16 protein-coding genes are annotated in these 22719 nt (G+C 64.8%); 11 read left to right on the forward strand and 5 right to left on the reverse strand.

The window, feature by feature from the left end; genetic code table 11:
- Positions 1-5 precede the first annotated feature (5 nt).
- The 5 genes from ACQPW1_RS22140 to ACQPW1_RS22160 all read left to right on the forward strand — a co-directional run bounded on the left by ACQPW1_RS22140 (position 6) and on the right by ACQPW1_RS22160 (position 8822).
- Complete coding sequence (locus ACQPW1_RS22140; RefSeq protein WP_433664593.1) at positions 6-2813, forward strand: cation-translocating P-type ATPase; 2808 nt, start codon at positions 6-8, stop codon at positions 2811-2813.
- 35 nt (positions 2814-2848) lie between these two features.
- Positions 2849-3610 (forward strand): SDR family NAD(P)-dependent oxidoreductase, encoded by a 762-nt coding sequence (locus ACQPW1_RS22145; protein ID WP_433664594.1) that lies wholly within the window; start codon positions 2849-2851, stop codon positions 3608-3610.
- Positions 3611-3737: 127 nt separating this feature from the next.
- Complete coding sequence (locus ACQPW1_RS22150; RefSeq protein WP_433664595.1) at positions 3738-4604, forward strand: slipin family protein; 867 nt, start codon at positions 3738-3740, stop codon at positions 4602-4604.
- 117 nt (positions 4605-4721) lie between these two features.
- Entirely contained in the window at positions 4722-7991 is a 3270-nt protein-coding gene (locus ACQPW1_RS22155; protein WP_433665306.1) for a beta-phosphoglucomutase family hydrolase, read from the forward strand.
- A gap of 132 nt (positions 7992-8123) precedes the next feature.
- Entirely contained in the window at positions 8124-8822 is a 699-nt protein-coding gene (locus ACQPW1_RS22160) for a phosphoribosyltransferase (RefSeq protein ID WP_433664596.1), read from the forward strand.
- On the opposite strand, the gene ACQPW1_RS22165 is transcribed toward ACQPW1_RS22160, so the two are convergent.
- From ACQPW1_RS22165 to ACQPW1_RS22180, 4 genes are all read right to left on the reverse strand, one after another.
- On the reverse strand, positions 8791-9831 hold the full coding sequence (locus tag ACQPW1_RS22165; RefSeq protein ID WP_433664597.1) for a lysylphosphatidylglycerol synthase transmembrane domain-containing protein: 1041 nt from the start codon (positions 9829-9831) through the stop codon (positions 8791-8793). The genes ACQPW1_RS22160 and ACQPW1_RS22165 overlap by 32 nt on opposite strands.
- 177 nt (positions 9832-10008) lie before the next feature.
- Positions 10009-11775, reverse strand: coding sequence for a GAF domain-containing sensor histidine kinase (locus ACQPW1_RS22170; protein WP_433664598.1), 1767 nt, complete (start codon positions 11773-11775; stop codon positions 10009-10011).
- Positions 11776-11853: 78 nt separating this feature from the next.
- A complete protein-coding gene (locus ACQPW1_RS22175; protein WP_433664599.1) occupies positions 11854-12501 on the reverse strand; it encodes a response regulator in 648 nt (215 codons plus the stop codon).
- Positions 12502-12528: 27 nt separating this feature from the next.
- A complete protein-coding gene (locus tag ACQPW1_RS22180) occupies positions 12529-14061 on the reverse strand; it encodes an AAA family ATPase (protein ID WP_433664601.1) in 1533 nt (510 codons plus the stop codon).
- 202 nt (positions 14062-14263) lie between these two features.
- On the opposite strand from ACQPW1_RS22180, the gene ACQPW1_RS22185 reads away from it, so the two are divergent.
- The 5 genes from ACQPW1_RS22185 (at position 14264) to ACQPW1_RS22205 (ending at position 19844) form a co-directional block, all read left to right on the forward strand.
- Entirely contained in the window at positions 14264-15226 is a 963-nt protein-coding gene (locus ACQPW1_RS22185) for an Acg family FMN-binding oxidoreductase (protein WP_433664602.1), read from the forward strand.
- Positions 15227-15763: 537 nt separating this feature from the next.
- Complete coding sequence (locus ACQPW1_RS22190; protein ID WP_433664603.1) at positions 15764-16129, forward strand: helix-turn-helix domain-containing protein; 366 nt, start codon at positions 15764-15766, stop codon at positions 16127-16129.
- Between the two features lie 192 nt (positions 16130-16321).
- Complete coding sequence (locus ACQPW1_RS22195) at positions 16322-16828, forward strand: nitroreductase/quinone reductase family protein (protein ID WP_433664604.1); 507 nt, start codon at positions 16322-16324, stop codon at positions 16826-16828.
- A 634-nt stretch (positions 16829-17462) separates the two neighbouring features.
- A complete protein-coding gene (locus ACQPW1_RS22200) occupies positions 17463-18002 on the forward strand; it encodes a hypothetical protein (protein ID WP_433664605.1) in 540 nt (179 codons plus the stop codon).
- A 69-nt stretch (positions 18003-18071) separates the two neighbouring features.
- Positions 18072-19844 carry a hydroxysqualene dehydroxylase gene (locus tag ACQPW1_RS22205; RefSeq protein ID WP_433664606.1) on the forward strand — a complete coding sequence of 591 codons (1773 nt, stop codon included), beginning with the start codon at positions 18072-18074 and terminating at the stop codon, positions 19842-19844.
- Positions 19845-20009: 165 nt separating this feature from the next.
- Here the strand turns inward: ACQPW1_RS22205 and ACQPW1_RS22210 are convergent, their stop codons facing one another.
- Positions 20010-21383, reverse strand: coding sequence for a hypothetical protein (locus tag ACQPW1_RS22210; RefSeq protein WP_433664607.1), 1374 nt, complete (start codon positions 21381-21383; stop codon positions 20010-20012).
- A gap of 580 nt (positions 21384-21963) precedes the next feature.
- Here ACQPW1_RS22210 and ACQPW1_RS22215 point away from each other — a divergent pair.
- Positions 21964-22482, forward strand: a complete 519-nt coding sequence (locus tag ACQPW1_RS22215; protein WP_433664609.1) for a hypothetical protein — start codon at positions 21964-21966, stop codon at positions 22480-22482.
- Positions 22483-22719 lie beyond the last annotated feature (237 nt).

The raw sequence follows: 22719 nt of genomic DNA on the forward strand, positions 1-22719 counted from the left end.
CCCGTATGCCTTCCTCAGTTTCGCTGCCGCTCGACCGCGTCGCCTCCGCGGACGCCGCGCTGACTGATGGCGAGCCGGGGATCGACCTCGACCCCACCGAGCGGGTCGAGCTGCTATTGCGCGATCTGCACAGTTCTCGATCCGGCCTGACCGGTCGCGAGGCGCAGCGCCGGTTGATCCACGTCGGGCCCAATGCGCTGCATCGGCGGGGCGGCCGGACCTGGCCGCGCGAGTTGATGGTGCAGTTCACCCATCCGCTGGCGCTGCTGTTGTGGGCGGCGGCGGGTTTGGCCTGGCTGGTTGGCATCGAGCCGGTGGCCATCGCGGTCATCGTCGTGATCCTGATCAACGCGGCATTCGCCTTCATTCAGGAGCGGCATGCGGAGCGGGCGGTGGAGTTGCTCGCGGCGTATCTGCCGGCCCGCGCGACGGTAGTGCGCGACGGTGAGATAGCCGCGATAGACGCCGTCGACGTGGTGCCGGGCGATGTACTGGTGATCCAGGAAGGCGATCGGATTTCGGCCGATGCCCGGCTGCTCGATGGCGGTATCGAGGTCGATCTGTCCGAACTGACCGGGGAATCGCTGCCGGTGTTCCGCTCGGCCGATGCCACGGAGGCCGGGGTGCCGCTGGCACAGGCCTCCGATATCGCCTTCAGCGGGACAGCATGTACCGGTGGCGACGCACGCGCCGTCGTATTCGCCACCGGTATGCATACCGAGCTCGGCCGGATCGCGGCACTGTCGGAACGGGTCGGACACGACGAGAGCCCGCTCGAACATCAAGTGCGCCAGGTGGCTTGGCTGATCGCCGTGGTCTCGCTGCTGCTCGGCGCGGCGTTCGTGCCGCTTGCGACGCTGGGCGCCGGGCTCTCGCTGCTCAACGCGGTGGTCTTCGCGGTCGGCCTCTTGGTGGGCAATGTCCCGGAAGGTCTGCTGCCGACGATCACCTTGGCGTTGGCGGTCGGCGTCCGCGACCTGGCCCGTCGCGGCGCGGTCGTGAAACGGCTCAGTGCGGTGGAGACCCTCGGGTCGACCGATGTGATCTGCACCGACAAGACCGGCACGCTCACCGAGAACCGGATGCGGGTCACTTTGCTGCACACCGCAACCGGTACGCACGACCTCGAATCCCGCGTACCGCGCTCGGCCGACCTCACGCTCACTCGACTGGCGACCGCGATGATCGCCTGCAACAACGCCCGTTTCGATCACACCGGACGGGCACTGGGTGATCCGACCGAGACCGCCATGCTGGTGGCAGGTGCCGCTTTGGGTGCGGATGTGGACGCTGACGAACGACAACGATTGCGGCAGAAGCAGTTTCATTTCGACCCGGCACGCAAACGCATGTCGACGATCGACAGCTCCAGCGACGGAGTCCGGGTGCACACGAAAGGCGCACCCGAGACAGTGCTACCACTGTGCACTACCGAACTCGACGCCGACGGCCACCCTCAAGTGCTGACCGCCGACCGGCGCGCAACGCTGGTGGATTTAGTGGACGCGCAAGCGCGGCAAGGACTTCGGGTGCTCGCGGTCGCCGAACGCCGACTGCTGAGCGGCACCCCACCGGATGTCCGCGACCAAGCCGAACGTGACCTGCTGCTGCTCGGTTTCGTTGCGATGACCGACCCGCCCCGCGCCGAGGTCGCCGACGCTGTGACGGTGTGCCACGCCGCCGGCATCCGCATCATCGTCATCACCGGCGACAACGGTCTGACCGCCGCGACCATCGCCGCGCAGGTCGGGATCACCCATGGCGAACCGGTGGTGGTGACCGGCGAGGAACTCGAGCGGATGAGCGAAGCCGAGCTGGACACGCTGCTGTCCACGACTCCCGAGCTGATCTTCGCGCGTTCCTCGCCCGAAGCGAAACTCCGTGTCGCGGACGCACTTCGCGAGGCGGGGCATGTCGTGGCGATGACCGGTGATGGTGTCAACGATGCTCCTGCGCTGCGGCGCGCCGATATCGGTATCGCGATGGGTCGCTCCGGCACGGATGTGGCCCGCGAGGCCGCCACCATGATCCTCACCGACGATAACTTCGCCACCATCGCCGCGGCGATCGAGGCCGGGCGGCGGGTTTATGACAATATCCGCAAGTTCATCTTCTACATTTTCGCCCACGCGACTCCGGAGGTGACTCCGTTCGTCGTGTTCGCGCTGTCGGGTGGCTCGATCCCCTTGCCGCTGACCGTCTTACAGCTATTGGTCATCGATATCGGCACCGAAACCCTGCCCGCACTCGCCCTCGGTCGCGAACCGGCCGAGCCCGGTCTCATGGGTCGTCCACCGCGGCGACGCGACGAGTCGATCATTCAGATCCCGATGGTGTTGCGCGCTTGGCTGTTTCTCGGCGTGATCGCCGCGACACTGGGAATGGCGGGCTTCTTCTATGTCCTGCTCGGCGCGGGATGGCATCTGGGTGATCCCACCGGCCCCGGCACGCCCCTACATCACGCCTACCTGCAGGCCACCACGATGACATTCTTCGGCCTGGTGGCCGGCCAGATCGGCACTGCGTTCGCCGCCCGCACCGAACGGGCCTCGTTGCGCTCGATCGGCGTGCTGTCCAACCCATTGCTGTTGTGGGGTATCGCATTCGAACTCGCACTCGCCGCCGTGGTCATCTACGTGCCGCCGGTTCAGCACCTGCTCGGCACCGCGGCGCTCACCCCGGCCATGCTCGCCTTCACGGCGCCGTTCCCGTTCATCATCTGGGGCGCCGACGAGATCCGGCGCTGGCTGCTGCGCCGAAGGGCCGGAATCCACGAAACCATCGCGCCCGCAGTCGCGTTCGCGAAAACCTGAAGACATCGTACCCCGCAAACCGAGAGGCAGATATCATGCTCGAACTCCAAGGTCGAAGCGCCATCGTCACCGGCGGTGCCCGCGGCATCGGCGCGGCTATCGCGCGCACGCTGGTCAAGTCCGGCGTCGGCGTCGTAGTGGCCGATATCCTCGAGCAAGAAGGTGCCGAGACCGCCGAATCGCTCGGTCCGACAGCGATATTCCGCGAACTCGACGTCACCGACGAACATGGATGGCAGCGCGTGATCGACGATGCCGAGGCGAACTTCGGGCCGCTGGCCGTCCTGATCAATAATGCGGGCATCCTCGACTTCGGTGGCATCGAAGCCGAGTCGCCTGCGATGTTCCGGCATGTCGTCGACGTCAACTTGGTCGGCGCCTGGCTCGGGATGCACCTTGCGGCGCCTCGGTTGCGGGCCGCCGGGGACGGCGTCATCGTCAATATCTCCTCCACCGCAGGCCTGATGGGCTACTCCGGGATGGCCGGTTACGTGGCCAGCAAATGGGGCCTGCGCGGACTGACCAAGGCCGCGGCGATCGAGCTCGGCGACGCGGGCATCCGGGTCTGCTCGGTACACCCGGGTCCGATCCACACGCCGATGACCGCCGGACTGACGAATATGGCTGCGGGGCAACCGCTCCCGCGCTTCGGGGAGCCTGAGGAGGTCGCCACGATGGTCGGCTTCATCGTGACCGAGGCCGCCTTCTCGACCGGATCGGAATTCGTCCTCGACGGCGGCGCCACCGCCGGAGCGACACTCGAGCCACCGGCCGCGACACACCGAACATGGCAATAGCCGTCGCAGGCGGCATCCAGAGGCCGAACTACCTATCACCCGGTGCCGTTCGCCCCTGGGACCGAGTCGCAGTCGAGCGCATTCTATGGATGGCCGAAACGGATTCGTGCCTCAGTCAGGAGAAGTTGTGAACGTAGTCGTCATTGTCCTCGCGGTGGTCGTGGTGGCGCTGATCGTGCTGGCACTGTCCATTCGAGTGGTCACCCAATACGAGAAGGGAGTGTTGTTCCGGCTCGGGCGCGTAATCGCGGTCCGTGAACCCGGTCTCAACCTCATCATCCCGGTGATCGATCAACTGCGGAAGGTGACGATGCGCATCATCACCATGCCGATCCAATCGCAGGGCATCATCACCCGCGACAATGTCAGTGTCGACATCTCCGCCGTCGCCTATTTCCGGATCGTGGACGCCGAAAAGTCGGTCGTCGCGATCGAAAACGTCTACGCGGCAATCGATCAGATCGCCCAGACCACGCTGCGCAAGGTCGTCGGACAGCACACCCTCGACGAGGCGCTCTCCGAGACCGACGTGATCAACGCCGGCATCCGGGAGATCCTCGATACCACCACGCTGGAATGGGGCGTCGAAGTAACCCTGGTCGAGCTGAAGGACATTCAACTGCCCGACAGCATGAAGCGCGCCATGGCCCGGCAGGCCGAGGCCGAGCGCGAGAAGCGAGCGAAAATCATTGCCGCAGAAGGTGAATCAATGGCTGCCGCCGCGCTGGGCGACGCCTCCGACACGATGATGGCACACCCGTTGGCATTGCAGTTGCGCAACTTGCAGACGCTGATCGAGCTCGGTGTCGACAAGAACACTACCGTCGTCTTCCCCGCTCAGCTGATGAGCGCGATCGGCGACGTCGGCAGCTACTTCGCCCGCGAAACCGCCGCCGCAGCCGCGCTCGCTGCCGTGCAACCGCTACCGATCCAGCCCAGACCGAAGCCCAATGGCACCGCCACCCCGGCGGCAACGACGCCGATATCGAACTGAGGAAACAACGAGGCCGTAATCGACATGGCAAGTGAAGACCCGCCGATCAGCAGCATCGGCGGGTCCCCGCGCGGACACGGTGGTTCGGTCCTGGCAAGCGGCGAGGGTCTGCCCCAGATGCGGCTCGATAATCTCGCGGCGACGCCTGGTCGCACCGCCAATGACTACGGTGCGGTCATCTTCGATATGGACGGCGTGGTCACCGACACCGCCGAAGTCCATGCGGCCGCGTGGAAGTCGCTGTTCGATCAGGTCCTGCCGGAACTCGCCGGCCCGAAGCAGCCACCCTTCGACGCAGCAGTCGACTACCACAAGTGGGTCGACGGGCGAAGCCGCGAGGACGGGGTACGGGCTTTCCTGACATCCCGCGGCATCGAACTGCCCGAGGGCGCCCCGACCGACGACCCCCGCCAGGTGACCGTCGCGGGCCTGGCCGCCCGCAAACAACAACTGTTCGCATCCGCACTGGCACAGGTCGGAGTGCGGGTGTTCCCCGACGCGAAGGACCTGCTGGAACAGCTGCGCTCGGCCGATGTACCCACAGCGCTGGTGACCGCGAGCCGCAACTGCGCCGAAATACTCGACGCGGCGGGCATCGCCGACCTGTTCACCGTCCGCGTCGACGGCACCGACGCGCTGCGCATGAACCTCCCAGGCAAACCCAACCCGGCCATGTTCCTCGAAGCCGCGCGGCGACTGCACGTCCAACCCATCGACGCCGTGGTCATGGAGGACGCGGTAGCTGGCGTCCGTGCCGCGGCGATGGGCGGATTCGGATTGGTCGTCGGAGTGGACCACGCCGGGACCGGTCCGCAACTTACTGGCGCCGGCGCCGATGTCGTGGTCACCGACCTCGCCGACCTGCAACTGCCACCCACCACCGAGATCGGCGAGCGAGACACCCGATGGTGTGGTGGTGCGACCACCGCGGGTGACGGCGGCTGGAATCTGATCTACGACCGGTTCGACCCGGCGCTGGAGGGGACGCGGGAAGCATTGTGCACGTTGGGGAATGGGTATTGGGCCACCCGCGGCGCGGTGCCGGGCAGCGCGGCGGACTCGGTCCACTATCCGGGGACGTATCTGGCCGGGATCTACAACCGCCGCACCACCGAAATCAACGGCGGCACCGTCGAAACCGAGCATCTGGTGAACGCACCGGATTGGGCGTTCCTGACCGTCCGCCCAGCCGACGGCCAACTGCTGTGCCCCGATTCGCCCGAAATGCTCAGTCATCATCAGGATTTGGATCTACGGACCGGCGTGCTCACCCGGGTCAACCGGTACCGCGACGGCGCGGGCCGGACGACGCGCGTCATCTTCCGGCAATTCCAGTCGCTGTCGCATCCACACCTCGCCGCAGTGCAGCTGACCCTCGAAGCGGAGGACTGGGCCGGATCCGTCGCGGTCACATCGGCGATCAACGGACACGTGGCGAACCGCAACGTGGCCGCCGACCGCGCTCTCACGCACGACCATCTGAAGTCGGTCGGATTCCGGCAGCTGGATCCGGACACAGTGCTGTACGAGACGATCACCAATCAATCGGGCATCGCCATAGCCACCGCCGCACGCACACACACCGAAGTCACCGTGTCCGATCGCCAGGCGATTGCTGACAGTGCTTGTCCCGGAACAGAATTCACGATCGAACTCCGTCCCGGCGTGCCCGTGGCTATCGAGAAGATCGCCGCCGTGACGACCTCGCGCGACCGAGGCCTCTCGACCGCAGTGCTGGCGGCCGAGCATTGGATCGGCAGGGCACCCGGTTTCGAGGCCTTGCTCGCCGCGCACATCGAAGCATGGGCGCACCTGTGGGACAGGTTCGGCATCGAGCTCGGCGCCGGTCGCCGTCACCGACTCGCGTTGAACCTGCACATCTTCCACGTCCTGCAAGCCACTGTCACGGTCGGTCCGGACAATGATGTCGGCCTGCCCGCTCGCGGGCTGCACGGCGAAGCCTATCGAGGCCATATTTTCTGGGACGAGCTGTTCGTCTACCCCGTACTGACACTGCGCAGACCCGACCTGACCCGAGCGTTCCTGCGCTACCGCTATCGCAGGCTGCCACAGGCACGCGCAGCGGCAAACGCCGAAGGATTCGCTGGAGCCCTGTTTCCCTGGCAGAGCGGCAGCGACGGGCGCGAAGAGACGCCGGGCCAGCTGTTCAACGTTCGCAATGGCCAATGGATGGCGGACAATTCACGCCGACAACGCCACGTCGGGCTCGCGGTGGCCTACAGCGTGTGGCAGTACTACCAGGCCACCGCAGACCTGCGATTCCTCATGGACTGCGGCGCCGAGATGCTGGTGGAGGTGGCGCGGCTGTTCGCGAGCCTGGCCGTGTACGACCCGGTCGAGGACCGATACGACATCACCGGGGTGATGGGCCCGGACGAGTACCACGACGGCTACCCGGATACGCCGGGCAGCGGTCTGCGCAATAACGCGTACACGAACGTATTGACCGCGTGGGTCCTGGCCCGTGCCCACGAGGCGGTCGCACTGCTCACCGGGCTCGACTGCGACCCGCTGCGAGACCGGCTGCGGATCGGGCCGGACGAACCCGCGCACTGGGATCGGATCAGCAGACGCCTGCGCGTGCCATTCCACGAAGGCGTCATCAGCCAATTCGAAGGATACGAGCAACTGGCCGAATTCGACTGGGACGCTTACCGATCCGAATACGGCGAGATCGGCCGCCTCGACCTGATCCTGCAAGCCGAGGGCGACACTACCAACCGCTACAAGCTCTCCAAACAAGCCGACGTACTCATGCTGTTCTACCTGTTCTCCGCCGACGAACTACGTGAGCTCCTCGATCGTCTCGACTACCCGCTGCCGCCGGAACTCATTCCCCGCACCGTCGAGTACTACCTCGCCCGAACCAGCCACGGCTCCACCCTGAGCCGATTGGCGCACGCCTGGGTCTTGGCGCGCACTAACCGCGCCCTGTCGTGGTCACTGTTCACCGAGGCCCTCGACGCCGACCTCGCCGACACCCAAGGCGGCACCACTCGCGAAGGAGTCCATCTGGGCGCCATGGCAGGCACCGCGGACATGGTCATCCGCTGCTACGGCGGCGTCGAAACCCGCGACGATATCCTCCGGCTGCATCCGGTCCTGCCCGAGGAATTGCCGCGGGCCGAATTCACCCTGAGCTACCGCGGGCAACCGCTTACCGTCACCCTGACCAGCACGAGAGCCGTTCTGCGCCTGCATCCCAGCATGGTCGCTCCCATCCGTGTCAGCGTCGAGGACATCGAGAAAACACTGTCCGCTGGGCAATCGTGGGAAGTGCCGCTGAACTGTGGTACCTCGACGCCCGCACCCTCGGCGCGCCGAGAGGTCTCCGCCGTGGACGAGACAGCGGCTATTCGTCGGTAGGGATGGGGTCCGTCGAGCAGGGTGCGGATAGCTCTGTGTTCCATGGGTTTTGCGGCGTAGTGTTCGGTTGGCTTTCCCTGGGTCCCGAAGCGCGGCTCGCGTCCGTGTGGACGACAGACTCAGGAGCAGTGCATGGTGTATGCCGATCGTTGTGATGCCGGCCGCCGACTCATCGAACGCTTGCCGGCGTTGTCTGGATCCGGTGTGGTCGTCCTTGCGTTGCCGCGTGGCGGGGTTCCGGTCGCTTACCAGGTTGCGGCTGCGCTACGGGTCCCGCTCGATGTTGTGGTGGTACGCAAACTGACCGTCCCGGATCAGCCGTGGCTGGTGTTCGGCGCTGTGGGGGAGGACGGGGTGCGTGTCATCGACGAAGACATGGTCGCCGACGCGGTGGTTTCCGAGCCGGAACGGCTTGCGGTGACCCGCGAGCAAGGAGAACTGTTGCGCCGCAGCGTCGCTCGCTACCGCCGTGATCAGCCGTGCCGGGCGTTGGCCGGCGCCACCGCGGTGATCGTCGATGACGGCCTGGCCACGGGCGCTTCTGCTCATGCGGCTTGCGCGGTTGCCCGCGCGCGGGGCGCGGCCCGGGTGGTGTTCGCCGTACCGGTCGGCTCGTATCAACCGATGCGCGCGCTGGCCACGGTTGCCGACGACATCGTTTGCCTGCACACGCCGCAGCCGTTCGGTTCGATCCGTCCGTGGTATCTGGACTTCGCCGAAGTGACTGACCTCGAGGTCTGCGCTCTGCTCGACTCGGCAGCCGAAAACCAGTCTGTCCCACGTCGGTCAGTTCCATCCGTCACAGGGATCGTTGGTGCTGCAAGGATTTGAAGGAGATAGACCCGGCCGCCGCGGGGATCCAGAACGTCGCCAGCCGATAGGCGAGGACGCCCGCGACCGCTGGTGCACTCGGCACACCGCCGACTATCAGCCCGGTTGCCAGGGCCGCCTCGACGACGCCGAGACCCGATGGAGTTGGGCTGGCCGCGCCGAGGGCGGCCCCGCCCAGAAAGACCGCGGCGACCAAAGCGACCGGGGCGTGACCGCCGAATGCGTGTACCGAAAACCCGAGGGCCGCAATGTAAGCGATATTGGTGCCGATCTGACCGCCGATCAGCATCGCGGCGCGTGACGGCTGGCGCAGGATGCCGGCCATCGTATCGAGGGTGGTGCGTATCTCGGTGAGCCAGGCGGGGCGCCGCAGCATGAGCACGATCCCGACGCCGAGCGCGGTCATCACGGCGACGAAGCCGATCAGCAGTATCCAGCCGGATGGCAGCGCGGCGCCCAGCATCTGCCGGGTCCGGCCCAGCCAGATTCCGGCGCAGGCCAGCTCGATGAGGTGCAGCATGACACCGACCGTCACCGTGAGGGCGACGGTCGCGACGGCGGTGGTCCTGGTGAGCCCGCAGCGTTCCAGATACCGTTCGTTGACGGCGGTGCCGCCGACACCGTATGGCATCAGCAGGTTGGCGAACGACGTTGCCAGCTGCGCGTTCATCGTGCGTCCGAAGGGGAGTGGCCGGAGACTGGCGCCCATTACCGCGAGTGCCGCCGTGGCGTAGGTCATGGCCGACATTGCCAGTGTGCCTGCGAGCCACTGCCATTGCGCATCGCCCAGGGTGTGGATGGTCTGCCCGAGCTGGCCGATCTGTGGCAGCAGTACGTAGGTCGCGACGACAGTTGCGGCGATCCAGCCGAATGTGTGCCAATGGAATCGCACCGGTATGTCCGGGTCGCCGTGATGATGCCCGGGTGATGCGGTCATCGGTTGCCCGGCTTCGTGCCGATCATGAAAGGTCGTCTGGGGCACATCGGGTTTCGCCCGAGTGCTACTCATGGGATCGTTCCAGATCGGTTGTCACGGATGTTCCTCCTCGGTGCCACACCCGATACGAAGAGGAGGTGGTACTACTCAGCCTGCGGCATCGCTACCGGCACGCCACAGGGCCGAAAGTTGCCATCCGGCGGGGCGATGGTCCCGGACCCGGATGACGGGCCGAAGGTCCGGAAGCCGTCAGTCTTCGCGCGGCGGCTGGTCGGGCAGTGGTGCGGACCAGCGCAGCACTGTGCCACGGTCGGCACCGCGTCCGATGTCGAAACTGCCGCCGGACTGCTCGGCGCGTGCGGCCAGGTTCGCGAGTCCGCTGGTGTGGGGGAGGTTTTCGGGGATGCCGGTGCCGTCGTCGCTGATCTCGATGATGACGTCGTCGCGGACCGATAGATTGATCGACACCGTGGTCGCCGAGGCGTGCCGGATGACGTTGCTGACGGCTTCGCGCAGCACTGCCTCGACATCCTCGGACAGCGGCGGCGCGAGTACCGAGACCGGGCCGGCGAGTCGGATCGTGGTGCGCAGGCCGGTGTCGGCGGTCATCTCGGCGATCACCGCATGTAGCTGTTTGCGCAGGGTCGGGGCATCGGCTGCGGTGCTGCTGTGCAGGTCGAAGATCGAGTGCCGGATTTCCTGGACGATGGCCTGGATGTCCTGGATGGTTTCGGTGAGCCGGGTCTTGATCTCGGGGGTGCGGGTTCGTTGCGCTGTGCTCTGCAGCGAGAGCCCGACCGCGAACAGTCGCTGAATGACGTGATCGTGCAGGTCGCGGGCGATCCGGTCGCGATCGGAGAGCACGTCGAGTTCGCGCATGCGTCGCTGGGTGGCGGCCAGTTGCAGGGCGAGCGCGGCCTGGCTGGAGAAGGCAGTGATCATGGCTTGTCCGGCTGCGTCGAGGGGCTGTGCCTCGGTGGGACGCAGGGTGACCAGCACGCCGATGACTGCGTTTTCGGCGCGCAGCGGAAGAATCAGCGCAGGTCCGAATTCGGCGGACCCGTCGAATTGCGGGCGGAACATCAGCTGGTCGCTGGCCACCACCCGGCCTGACATGTACGCCGTGCCGGAATGTGAGTCGGCAATCGGGATACGTTGTCCAGGAAGGTGTTCCGACCCGGTGCCGGCAGCGGCGACGACAACGAGTTCGGTGACCTCGTCATGCGGGATATCGGGATCCTCGGGGAGTGCGAGGAAGGCTGCCGCGGAGTGGGTGAGTGTCAGCGCCCGGTCGGCGATCAGCTCGAGCACCTCGTTCGGTTCGCTGCCGCCCAGCAGTTCGGTGGCCACGTCTTGAGTCGCTTCGAGCCACTGCTGGCGGACGCGGGACTGTTCGTAGAGGCGTGCGTTGGCGATGGCGGTACCCGCGGCTGCGGCGAGGGCCAGCACGATGGCTTCGTCGTCGTCGGTGAATTCTTGGCCGCCTGCTTTCTCGGTGAGGTAGAGGTTGCCGAACACCTCATCGCGCACCTTGACCGGAACACCGAGGAAGGTATTCATCGGCGGGTGATGCTCGGGGAAGCCGACCGAGGCCGGATGGGCTGAAAGATCGGTCAGCCGAATGGGTTTCGGTTCCTCGATGAGCACGCCGAGCACGCCGTGACCGCGCGGCAGGTCGCCGATCATCACGCGGGTTCGGTCGTCGATTCCTTCGTAGACGAATTCGGCGAGCTGCAGACTTTCCTTGTCGGTTTCGCGGACGCCGAGGGCACCGTATCCGGCGTCGACCAGCTCGATCGCGGTGTGCACGATGGTGCGCAGGGTGTTGTCGAGGTCGAGGCCCGCCGTCACGACCAGCATCGCCTCGATCAGCCGGTCCATCTGATCGCGCACACCGACGATCTGGGCGATCCGCTCCTGCACCTCGGCGAGCAGCTCACGCAGTCGCATCTGCGACAACGTTTCGACCACCGGGCTTTGACCAGGTCCAGCCGGGCCGGACCGTTTGCCATCCATATCGGTCATCCTCCCACGTGGAGATGACCACAGCGGTCGGCCGACCACCCGCCTGCACTCCCGCTAGCCGCTAGCGACCTATTCTCTCTGCTGCGGTGCATTGAGCTTCGAGGCGATGACGGCAGCCTGGGTGCGGCGCTCGACGCCGAGCTTGGCCAGCAGGCGGGAAACGTAGTTCTTCACGGTCTTCTCGGCCAGGAACATCCGGGCGGCGATCTGCCGGTTGGTCAATCCCTCGCCGAGTAAATCGAGCAACGTGCGTTCTTGATCGGTCAGGCTGGCCAGCGGACCGGTCTTGGCGCTGGCCTCGTCGCGCAGTTTTGCCATGAGCGCGGCCGCGGCACGGTTGTCGAGGAGTGATCGTCCGGCGCCGACCTCTCGAATGGCGTCGACCAGTTCGAGAGTTCCGATGTCTTTGACCACATAGCCGCTGGCTCCGGCCAGGATCGCGTCGAGCATCGCTTGCTCGTCGGTGAACGAGGTCAGGATCAGGCAGCGTAGCTCGGGATGCTGGTTGAGCAGGTCACGGCACAGTTCGATGCCGTTGCCGTCGGGTAGTCGCACGTCGAGGACGACGACGTCCGGTTTCAATGCGGGGATCCTCGCCATCGCCTGGGATACGTTGCCTGCCTCACCGATTACTTCGAGGTCGGTTTCGGCGTCGATCAGGTCGGCGACCCCGCGTCGCACGATGTGATGGTCGTCCACCAAGAACACGGTGACCATTCGGATGCACCTTCCTGAGCCGTTGATTCAGCCTACGAAGATTTCCTCGTCCGCGGCACGGAGTTCGACTCTCGATTGAGGACCAAAGTCCCTTGACATCTCCGGACCGGTGGCCGTTTGCCAAGCGTGGAAGGCGCGCTCCACGGTGTCGTGCAGCGGCAATTCGGTGTCGAGTGTTGTCGCGGCGCGCCAGGCCGACGCGGCCGCGGACATGTCGGCGGCGATATGCGAGGTTGCCTCGGAGTCGCTGATACCGCGATCGTCGATCCGGCGGTTTGCCACCGGGAGTGGACAGACGCAGTGCAGTTGGATCAGATCAGCGTGTGTGTCGGTAGCAAGCTCCTGGGCGCGTTGTCGTTCGTCCGCATCGATCCAGCTGGCATCGAGGATGACCGAGACGCCGAGCGAGAGCAGCAAGTGTGCGCGAGTCAGCAGCTCGGTATAGATCCGAGTCTTGTTCGCCGCGGAATACGCTCCCACACCGTAGGTTCCGCTGCTCCCATACATCTGTCCGGTCGCGCGTAGCTGCGTGCGCACCTGATCGCTGGAGCACACTACCGCCCCCGTCAAGCCCGAAAGCTCCTTGGCGACAGTAGATTTCCCGGTGCCCGGTAGTCCGCCGACCAGCACCAGACGCACGGCTGCCTCGTCCAGATGCCGTGCGGCGATCGTCAGATGCCGCCGTAGGCGATCGCGGGCGGAACTGTCGCCCTGCGCGAAGCGGATGGCGTCGACCTTGGCGCGAACCAGTGCGCGGTAGGCGATGTAGTGATCGCGCAGCGAGCGTGGCGCGGGATCGGCGGTAATCAGCAGATAGTCCGAGAGCAGCTGATCACCCAGTCCCGAGTAGCCGAGGAACTCCAGATCCATTGCCAGAAAGGCGATATCGTCGAGGCCGTCGACGTAGCGCAGCCGATCGTCGAAGTCCAGGCAGTCCAGCACTCGGAAGCCGTCGGTCAGATCGAAGATGTCCTCGGCCTGTAGATCGCCGTGACCGTCGACGACACGTTCGTCGGCAATCCTGTTCATCAGCAACGGTTCTCGGCCGTCGATGAAGCGCGTCGCGAGCCAGTCGATCCGATCGACCAGGTACGGATCGGCTACCTCGGGCTGATCGGCAAGGCTGCGCAACAGCATTCGCCATCGGCCGCGTAGCGCGTCGGGGGTGCCTTCGGCGTTGACCTCGGGGCCACGGCGGGTCGAGTGATGGAACAGTGCGATCACCTGTACCAGCGCCGAGAGCCTCGATCGGGACAGCTCAGGATCGGCGAGGGTGTTCGACAGCCGCCGATCCTCGGGCATCCGGCGCATGAGCACCACCGGCTCATCCGCCCCACCGGCGGGGTCGGTGAGGTGGGCAACGCCGAGGTACACATCCGGCGCCAGCCGACTGTTCAGCTCGACCTCCCTTGCGCATGCGAGCTCACGGAGCCGCGGTGTGCTGAAGTCGAGAAAGTCGGTGCGGAGGGGCTTTTTCACCTTGTAAGCCCGTTCTCCGCACAGCATCACGAGCCCGGAGTGCGTTTCCCGCAGCTCGGGGGGCGATCCGTATTCGGGCATGGGGCACAGCCTTTCGCAGAATCCGATTCCTGTACTCAGGATCACGCACGGTGGGTTGCTGCGGGACGGCCGAAGGTCATTGATATCGAGGGACTTCGGATCATTTCTGGAAGTCCCTCGACATGGGGCCGTCTTGCTCTGTATCCGGACGTCAGAGAAATGGCAGCGTAGAGGCTGACGACGAAATGGACGGTGGACGGTGATGAACCACGGATGGCCCGACGAGTACACCCTGCGGGCGGCGTTGACGCTCGCGGTGCGGGCACCGTCGGTCCACAACACACAGCCGTGGCGGTTCCGGATCAGCGACCATGACATACACCTGTATCTCGACTCGACGCGGGCACATCAGTCGTCCGGCATCGATCAGCGCGACGCCGTATTGAGTTGTGGCGCAGCGCTACACCATCTGCGAATCGCGCTCGCGGCGGCGGGGTGGTCGGCTGTCGTGCATCGGTTACCGCATCCGGCTGATCCGAACCACCTCGCATCGATCGAGCTGGTGCCACATCGACCGACCATGCTAGAGCACGCGCTGAACAGCATGATCCTGCGCAGACAGACCGATCGGCGCCCCTTCAGTTCGGCGCCGATCCCGCCGGGCTACCTCGGGTTGGTGAGCGAACGCGCGGCGACGCTCGGCGCGAGTATCCGGCAGGCCGTGGACACCACACGGGAGCGTCTGGTCGAGGTGCTGCGCGCGGCGCCGGACCCAGGTGCCGGCTATCGACTGGACCTGGCCGAATGGAGCGGCAGGCCGGTGACGCGGGACGGCGCGCCTGCCCGCAGTGTCCCGCTGTACTCACATCCCGGGGGAGTACCCGGGATGGTCGGCGCGCCGCGGCAGGCTGGACCCGACTTCGCTGAACTACTGGTGCTCGGCACCACGACCGACGACCGGTTGGCGCAGCTGTGCGCGGGCGAGGCGCTCAGTGCGGTACTGCTGACCGCGACCAATGTCGGCTTGGCGACTTGTGTCCTGACCGAGCCACTCGAAATTCCCGAACTGCGCCAACGGATCCGGGTTGGAGTGCTGGACGAACGGGCCTATCCGCAGGCCGTCATCAGGATCGGCTGGGCTTCCGCAGATGTCGCCGCACTGCCGGTCGCGTCGCGTCGCCCGCTCGCCGATGTCTTGGACCCTTTCGAAGCGGCGGCCTGCTGAGCGCACGTCCACGCGGCGCGATGAGGCAGGTCTGTGCCTCATGGGGCTGGACAACGCGGCCCTGGTCTCACCTATCGCGGGGCCGACTACCAGCAGGTAAGCCGCTGCGGGGGCAGCACATAAGCCTTCGTCGCAGGCGGAAAAAATCTATCGTGGCGAATGTAGACAGTCTCCGAGCGGCGGTATACAATCACTGTCGTCGAACAGAGAAGTCCAGAGGCCGGGCAGGTGAACTGCCCGGAACATGAGATCCACCCGCCCCTCCGGCGGGAAGAGAATCCGGTGCAGTCGGCCGGACCGCCGGAGGGGGCGAACACGCAAGGCAAACATCTAACGCGAGGGTTAGCTCGGCAATCCAGGAGGTGGTCACTGAGTAGTCATTTATCGGTTCCGCGTCCCGGCACGTGCCGGATGTGGTGTGCACTATCGGCCTGCACGGCCGGTGAACAGAATTAATATGTATCCCCCTCTTCCGTAAATCCCAGGCCCCGGCGCACACGCGCCGGGGCCTGCCGACGTTGAAACCCGAGAGGTGCTGTGCAGCAACCGAACCCGAACCCCGTCGACGACCCCAGTGCCGCTGACAAACTCGACGACGACTACCCCGCCTACAGCATGGGCCGCGCCGCGGAAATACTCGGCGTCACCCAAGCGTTTCTGCGAGGTCTCGACGCCGCGAAACTACTGACCCCGCAACGCTCCTCCGGCGGGCACCGGCGCTACTCCCGCTACCAACTGCGCATCGCCGGGCGCGTCCGCGAACTCGTCGACGCCGGCAACACCCTCGAAGCAGCGTGCCGCATCGTCATCCTCGAAGACCAACTCGCCGAAGCCCAATGCCTCAACGCCAACCTCCAGCACGCCCTCGGCAACCGCACACCCGCCGATCCCACTGCGGACTGATCGAACCGCTGGCCCTCGTGGCGTGGAACCGCCTCTCCGGCAGTCGGTTCGGCCCGGTCGTATGTGCCTGGGCGCAGGGTCCCTGATGTCGGTGTCTTTGGTCCGTAGCCAGGTGGTTAGCGGAGCGGGCACAGTGGGCAGGACTCACCCGATTGGAGGGTAGAGAGCCCTGGCACGAAGGGAGTTCCGCTGATGGATCCGCCAAATACCCTGAGACGCAATATAAGTCAACGGCTGTATGCGATCAGACGCTGGATGTATCGAGACGGGCGACCGGGCGCAGCGGCGCGAGTATTGAACTGGATCGCACGCGTGCAGTACTCAGCGGGTCTTCTGTCTCCGCACTATGCCGTGACCTTGGAGGTGGCCGGTCGACGTACCGGTCGGGCCGTGATGCTGCCGGTGGTGGCAGTCGAGTACACCGGCAACCGGTATCTGGTGTCGATGCTCGGCCCGGACGTCAACTGGGTCCGCAATGTCCGAGCCGCCGGCGGCCAGGCCGTGCTGCACCGTTGCGGCACCGAAGGCGTGCAACTGGAAGAAGTCGCATCCGAATCCCGTGCCCCCATTTTGCGCCGCTACCTCGCGGTGGCGCCTGGTGCCCGGCCGCACTGCCCGGTCGATCGCCACGCGTCTCTGGACGAATTCGAGAAGATCTCCGACCAGTATCCGGTCTTCCGGATCGACCGCCCCGTCTGACCACACGTTCTGGATGGAGGGCGAGAGCCTGAGTCTCCTCGACACTCTGGCTACATTTGGCTCGAGTGAGCTATGCCGCGGAGCGCGCGTTGGTCATCCGTCCAAAGTGGTTGGCCGACAGGCTTCTCAACGTCCGGTAGCCGATGCCAGGGTGGTGCGGGTTACGTGGACCGATCGGTCGGGGCGTGGCTTATTGCATCATCTGGATGTGTGGGTGCTCGTGTGATGTCGGGCAGACTCGGATGCTTTGGGCGTTGTCGTCGGAGACACAGATCCGGGTTGGCCTGCTCGGGCTGCCTTGTCTAAGACCCCGCGCGAGGTTGGCGGCCTGGTCGTCGTACGGGATCCAGTGGTGGACGTCGAAGTTCCACTCCGTGCCGGGCGAACTGTGCTAGGTCGTTCCCATCCTGCTGGTCGGTCGTTCCGAATATGTCTGTGACATAGGGCTGGCCCGGATAGCTGCTTCTTTGCGATATACGTGCGGAGCGTGGCACATATGAGGTCGGTGGCTGAGGAGTGCGTCAAGAGATCGGATTCGGTCGCCCATCCGCATATGTCGCGGGCGAGAAGCCCTGATGTCATCCGTGAACATCGACTGTAGGAGTGCATTGTCATGAGGGCGCGCGAAGGTGGAATGGCTACCGCCGTTTGGCGGATGGCCGGTCCGATGTTGGCAGGTATGGCAGCGGGCGTGTGCGTGGTCGGCGTGGGTGTGGGAACCGCGAGTGCCCATGCGCTGGAGTACGTGGGTAAGTCCGCACCGCCGCCTCCGGCGGTGCGTCAGGACACTGAGGCTCAACAGGAGGCGTTCACTGCTCGCTATGCGGAAGCCTTGAAGTTCTTCTGTCAAAAAACTCCTCGCAGTGCCGCGTTCTACGCCGAATGGGACGCGGCCGAGCATATTACGCCGTGGGAGTTGAAGCCGGGGAAGGATCCGGTCCGGGAGGCGCGTAATTATGTGGCCGACCAGGGAGGCAAGCTGAATGATTCTTCGCGCGATGCGATCTGCGCCGACAAGAGCAAATATGGAAACGCGATCGTGAAGTTCACCAAGGAGTACTCGACCGGTCTGAAGTCCGAATATCGGAATGACACCGCACTGCGCGACTTGTACGGATCGAAGGCGCAGGCACTCGAAAAGGCTGTGCAGAAGGAGACGAACAGCAAGAAATAGTCCGCTCCTGCCCGGTAGAGCCTCAGGCCCTGTGCAGGTAGGCGAGTTGATGGATCGAGAGGACCGACGATGTCGATCGATTTCACGGCGCTCACCCCGAATATCGGCCTGAACAGGCGCCAAGTCCTTCGGGGCGTGACGGCGCTGGGCACGACACTGCTTGCCACACCTGGACAGCGGCGGGCTCACCCGGCCTTCGAGGCCGTACCTCGAGGTCGGCGTGTGGGCGTGTTCGGCGGCGGGATGGCCGGGTTGTCGGCGGCGCACGAGCTGGTCGAACGTGGCTACGAGGTAGTGGTGTACGAGCCGGTGGCGCTGGGTGGTAAGTCGCGCAGTATCGGCGTGCTGGGTACAGGATCGGGTGGGCGAGCTGATCTTCCCGGTGAGCACGGTTTCCGGTTCTTCCCCGGCTGTTACCAGCACGTGCCCGACACGATGGCGCGAATTCCGTTCCCCGGCAACGTCAATGGCGTGGCAGGCAACCTGGTGCGGGTGCGGGCCGGCACCTGGGGTTTCGACGGTTTGCCGCCGGTGTCGACACCAGCCGAGCCCGAGGGAATCGGTGAGTTGACGCCGGAGACAATCAGGAATGCGATCCTCACCACGTGCACGCTCGTGCCCGAAGTGCCGCCCTCGGAGATGGCATTTTTCGCCGGGCGGCTGATGATGTGGTTCACCATGTCGACCGAACGGCGCCTCGGTCAGTGGGAATACCTGTCGTGGCTCGATGCTGTCCAAGCGAACGGCAAATCAGCGGCTTACCGCAACTATCTGGCTCGGGCTGCCACCCGCATCACCGTCGCGGCCAAGCCCGAGACCAGTTCCGCGCGCACTATTCTCACGATAGGCGAGGCCATCATTCTGACCGCTACAGGTCTGGTGCCCCAATATCAGGGTGGGGTGGATCGGGTGCTGAATGCCCCGACCAACGAGGCATGGATAGAGCCGTGGGTGACATATCTGCGGTCCTGCGGTGTGCGGTTCGTACCAGGCGCGGGTTTGACTCGATTGCGGTTACAAAACGGGCAGATCACCGGCGCGATCGCGGGAGACCGCTGGGTGGACACCGACTGGTATGTGTGCGCGATGCCGGCCGAGCGGGTTGCCGATGTACTCGACGACGCCGTTCTCGAGGCGGACCCACGGCTGGCAGGAATCGGTGAACTGGTGGTGGACTGGATGACTGGAGTGCAGTTCTATCTCCGACGGCCCATCCCCGTCCCGGCGGGGCATCTGGCGGCATTGGGCACTCCGTGGGCTCTGACAGCCCTGTGCCAGGCGCCGATGTGGCGCGGGGATTTCGCTGCTCGCTACGGAGACGGGACTGTGGCGGAGTGCCTGTCGGTGGACGTCTCCGACTGGGACACACCGGGGATAATCTTCGGCAAGCCCGCCAAAGCGTGCACCAGAGATGAAGTGGCACAGGAAGTCTGGGCACAGTTGAAACGGTGGTTCAACACCGGCACCGACTGGCTACACGACGACAACATCGTGTCCTGGCACATCGACCCAGGTATCCACTTCGACCCCGAAGCATCCAGAAACGACACACCCCTGCTGGTCAACACCATCGGATCCTGGGACCACCGCCCCGAAGCCGCCTGCGCCATCCCCAACTTGTTCTTCTGCGGCGATTACATACGCACCAATATCAACTTGGCAACCATGGAGGGCGCGATCGAAGCAGGCCGCCGCGCCGCCAACGCGATCCTCGACGCCGCGGGCGACACAGCGGCGCGAGCCGCGATCTTCCAGCTCTACGCCCCGCCGATGCTCGAGCCCCTCAAACGCATAGACGCCGAACGTTACCGCGCCGGACTCCCCCACCTATGGGACACCTAGGCCCAAGCAGTCGCCGTGCCCCACCTTCGTGATCGTCTTGCCTGAGCCTGAATCCACTTCGGTAGATCCAGGTTCAGGCTTCGCAACCCAGATCAACGCAGCTGGCAGGGCATCTCGGCGCCTCTGCGACAGTCTCCCAACACTTTTACTTGGTGGATCCGGGGCTCAGCCGATTCCCACCGAGAAAGGAAGGTTTAGTTTGACCGACCGCTTTCCTTCGGCCAGGACCGTCAGGGTAGAGGAGAAAACATCGAACCCCGGGAAAACACATGGGGGCGGGCCGCAAATCGCCTTTCCGTCGGGGCCGTTCACTATGTTCTGGTCGTGCAGATAGGTCACCGTGACAACGGCCGGTCTCCCTTTGCCGATAGTAGGCGACCCGTCTAAATCGGAGCATATAAATGTGGCATGGCCATGCGTCTGAGTCCTTCGACAGGTGGCAGTGTAAATGTTTCCGTTTTGCCACACATTCAATGTGGCAAGATAGACCGAGGATTCGCGGAAGGGCAGCAAGGACCGGTACACCTCCGTCTTGGGCAGGGTATAGGTGACGACGGGCCGGTTGTCGCTATTGTGTTCGCCCCACCGTGAGTCCAGAAGCAAGGTTTGGGTCGTGAGGTTTGTATTGCGGGCGAACACGACATCGGCGGACTTGCCCGCGAAGGGCCTGGCCTCGTATTTTATGTCGGCACCGGACTGGAGCAGTTCCCCGGGTGTGGCGGGCGGGTCCTGGACCCAGTCCCGGGGCGTGGCTTCTGCTTGGAAAAAACCCCACAGCAACCGACCGAGCTGGTAAACCGCGAGTGCGGCGCCGATGACAGCGGCGGCGGGGGGAAATACCAGCCCGATCGCGGTAGCGGTAAGGCTCACTACCGCACAAATCCCGTCATGCACATTCCCGCTAGCGATCGAATCGGCAACGGTGTACAAATCGCCGACCACGGGCACGAAGCCCAGAGCGACACCGACCGCCGCGCGGGCGATGGTTTCGACATTGCCGGTGGTCAACTCGCCCGCCGTGGCCAGGCTGTTCTTGACGTGCCCGGCGTATTCGCCGATTCGGCCGAGCTGCTCGGTCTGTTCAGTGAGCCGCTTGACCGCGGCGGCGTTCTTGACCTTACCGACCCGTGAACCGGCAGCCTTCAACAGATTAGTGATCGCCGAAGCTTTGACCGCGATATCCTGGGCGCTCGCCTCAGCCGAAAACGGCCCAAGTATGCCGGGCGCGGCGACTTCCGACGCCACCTTCTTCGCCTCGGGATCGGCAAGCAGAGCCGCATTCAATGCTTCGATATCAGTATTGGTATCAGGCAGAATATTCGCGACGTCCGCGGCCGACATCTTGGCCTCCGGACCACCACGCACGATGCTGGACTCCTCGAACACCGTGGTCAGCAATTTTGGATCGGCCGTGACACCCGGCCACACCTTGTCCACGGTCAACGGCGAACTCGGCGAAGGCCACGGCGCAGGCGCCGGTGCCGCCGGAGCGGACGGCGCCTCGAGCGACAGCCCCGCAACCGCCAACCCGAACGCCACAACGACACCGATTCCCGCGCGATACCACCGTGATCGCAGCGATAATAGACACATACCTGACACAATCAACCCCTTCACATAGATAGTCGGCCCTGGAGACATCCGTCTTCCTGCGTCGAAATCAAACACAACAACAGTTGCCACACACATTTCACAAACTCGGCAGATGAGGCCAGAGTTGTCCAGCGCAGCCGAAAGCGTTCGAAAGCAGCCGAGAATTATGTTCGGGCAAGCAGTATCACGGCTGTTCGAGCTTTCACGGCAGTGTTGAAGCCGTTCCCGTGCGACGCTCTTTCCTCGGTTACGGTGGCGATATTCGAATCGAGAATCGAGAATCGAGGTGCGAGGAGACGTGACCGCGTTTCAAGTCAGCTTTGTCGAATCCGGTTTCCCCGACTCTGTCGCGTCGTGGCCTGCACAAAGCAGGAAGCATGCCATACAACTACACCGAGAGCAGCGGTAGACACACCAAACGGACACTGAACCATATTCTCCTTCGCGTTCTCCTCCGGCCTTCTTGCCTTCCTCGTTCCGGACTGGCCAGGCCCAGCACCGCGCCGACAGCACAACGCCACTGCGCATGCGGCAGGTGCCCTGGGCTCGAACACTCGGCAACGACCAGCCGTTTGCTCCCTACGGTCTCCGAACATCCCGACAGAGAACTCTTTGTGCATTCGAAGCCGCACGCCCGACGGATGGGTTCGAAAGAAACGAAATCCGGCTCGCCCAGATTGTCCGCGATATGCCGTTCCGGGCCGACATCAGCGACTCGCGGGTCAATCGCGCCACCGCGTTCCGCGCGAAGCTGCGGCAAACCAGCCTGGCCAGCTCGGACCTCGATCAGGCGAGCTTCGCCGAAACCGATGTACGCGCGGCGGTGTTCGAGCGCACCGTCGAGACGGGCCAGAACATCGCGACGTTCGCGATCAACGATTCCGAACCGGTTGCTGAGAACCTGTCCAGGTGTGACGGTCTGGGGCGCGGACTTCGGTGGCGCCCGCGTCCGTCGGGGAATCTGGTTCCGGGGGTCGGCGCATCGCCCGCCGGGTCCGCAGGAACCGTGTCAGTTCGTGGCGCAGATCGTCGCGGGCCTGGATGAACAACGACCGATAGATGGTCTCATGCGACACATAACCCATACTGGCCTGCGGATTTCGGTGCAGCCACCCCGCGATCTGCTGCGGTGACCACCGCCTGGCCAACAACCCAGAGACCACCTCGACCAGGCGCCGATCCTGCGACAGTTTCGTCGGTTTCGGTCGCCACAACGTTTGAGCAGTTCACGCACCGTCGAGGGATACCTGCGCATCTCCCGGGCAAGCACCTGTTGCGCTGA

The sequence above is a fragment of the Nocardia sp. CA-128927 genome (genome assembly GCF_050955855.1).
GTDB lineage: Bacteria > Actinomycetota > Actinomycetes > Mycobacteriales > Mycobacteriaceae > Nocardia.

Coding starts and splice junctions, on each gene's coding strand:
- ACQPW1_RS22140 (WP_433664593.1), top strand. CDS start 6: ATGCCTTCCTCAGTTTCGCTGCCGCTCGACCGCGTCGCCTCCGCGGAC.
- ACQPW1_RS22145 (WP_433664594.1), top strand. CDS start 2,849: ATGCTCGAACTCCAAGGTCGAAGCGCCATCGTCACCGGCGGTGCCCGC.
- ACQPW1_RS22155 (WP_433665306.1), top strand. CDS start 4,722: ATGCGGCTCGATAATCTCGCGGCGACGCCTGGTCGCACCGCCAATGAC.
- ACQPW1_RS22160 (WP_433664596.1), top strand. CDS start 8,124: ATGGTGTATGCCGATCGTTGTGATGCCGGCCGCCGACTCATCGAACGC.
- ACQPW1_RS22165 (WP_433664597.1), bottom strand. CDS start 9,831: ATGAGTAGCACTCGGGCGAAACCCGATGTGCCCCAGACGACCTTTCAT.
- ACQPW1_RS22170 (WP_433664598.1), bottom strand. CDS start 11,775: ATGGATGGCAAACGGTCCGGCCCGGCTGGACCTGGTCAAAGCCCGGTG.
- ACQPW1_RS22175 (WP_433664599.1), bottom strand. CDS start 12,501: ATGGTCACCGTGTTCTTGGTGGACGACCATCACATCGTGCGACGCGGG.
- ACQPW1_RS22180 (WP_433664601.1), bottom strand. CDS start 14,061: ATGCCCGAATACGGATCGCCCCCCGAGCTGCGGGAAACGCACTCCGGG.
- ACQPW1_RS22185 (WP_433664602.1), top strand. CDS start 14,264: ATGAACCACGGATGGCCCGACGAGTACACCCTGCGGGCGGCGTTGACG.
- ACQPW1_RS22195 (WP_433664604.1), top strand. CDS start 16,322: ATGGATCCGCCAAATACCCTGAGACGCAATATAAGTCAACGGCTGTAT.
- ACQPW1_RS22200 (WP_433664605.1), top strand. CDS start 17,463: ATGGCTACCGCCGTTTGGCGGATGGCCGGTCCGATGTTGGCAGGTATG.
- ACQPW1_RS22205 (WP_433664606.1), top strand. CDS start 18,072: ATGTCGATCGATTTCACGGCGCTCACCCCGAATATCGGCCTGAACAGG.
- ACQPW1_RS22215 (WP_433664609.1), top strand. CDS start 21,964: ATGCGGCAGGTGCCCTGGGCTCGAACACTCGGCAACGACCAGCCGTTT.